The 1,084-nt window shown below is 65.9% G+C and carries 1 protein-coding gene; it reads right to left on the minus strand.

All coding sequences use genetic code 11. The annotated features are described in order from the left end of the window. Positions 1 to 220 precede the first annotated feature (220 nt). Entirely contained in the window at positions 221 to 649 is a 429-nt protein-coding gene (locus ACFVJS_RS28045; RefSeq protein ID WP_008363012.1) for a TraR/DksA family transcriptional regulator, read from the minus strand. Positions 650 to 1,084 lie beyond the last annotated feature (435 nt).

Below are 1,084 nucleotides of genomic sequence, written 5' to 3' on the forward strand. Positions count from 1 at the left end.
GCCCACGCCCATCGCCAACCCGGGCGAGGACGCGATGCGCGCCGCGATCGACCCGACGCCGGCACCGAGCCGATCAACTCCTGCGGCTGCCCGGGAACGAGCGTCGCGACCGCCCAGAGCTTCGTGATCTGGTCGATGACCAGCAGAAACACTGCGACGGTCGCGAACTCTGCCCACCGAACAGGGCGCACGTCGGACTCAGGACCGGTGTGTGCGTCGCTCAGCGACGCTCCTCGCGCTGCTTGCATGTCATGCACAGTGTGGCACGCGGGAACGCCATGAGCCGCATCTTGCCGATCGGCTCCCCGCAGGACTCACAGATGCCGTAGGTCCCGTCCTCGAGATAGCCCAGGACCCGCTCGATCTGCGCCAGCTTGTCCTTCTCGCTGTTGACGACGGTCAGCTCGTGGTCACGCTCGAAGCTGGTCGCACCCATGTCGGCCTGGTCCTGGCCGGCGCCGTCGCCGGAGTCCTTCATCAGGCCGGAGAGCTCCGTCTCGAGGGCGGTGAGCACCTCGAGGCTGTGAGCCCTCATCTCGTGGAGCTCGTCGACGACCTCGTTGAGCTCGTCCTTGGTCCACGGGTCCTCGCCGTCCTTGACCTTCAGCTGGTCAGGAGAGACGACGGTCTTGGTTGCTTTCTTAGGCACGGCACTCGCTTTCTGGTGTGAGACACGGCCCCCCGGGCCGCACGGTGGTCAGGTATGGCTAGACGCTCGCCGTGGCCACCGACGTGGAAGCCATGACGTAGGAGCTGGTATTCCCAGAAAGCTCGGGCAACATCACTTGGACGTGCCCGACTGCCGCGCTGGCGCGACACCTCATCGGTACAGACATGGAGTCCCCTTTCTCCTGCCGTCACTTCGCGCCGCCGAGTCGGTGCGGAGTGCGTGCCCGGAATGTAGCCCGGGATCGTGCTCCACTCAACTAACACACCGAAACTGCACCCATATTGGTCCGCAGCGCGGAAAAACCGCACAATCCACGTACAGGACCCACCTCACCTGCTACAACGCATTTCTGCGCCGTACCCGCCAGCGGGCCGGGATATGCGCATCGGCCGGCCCCGCGTCGCGGGACCGGCC

The organism is Nocardioides sp. NPDC057772 (assembly GCF_042798075.1).
In the GTDB taxonomy this organism is placed as follows: Bacteria; Actinomycetota; Actinomycetes; order Propionibacteriales; family Nocardioidaceae; genus Nocardioides.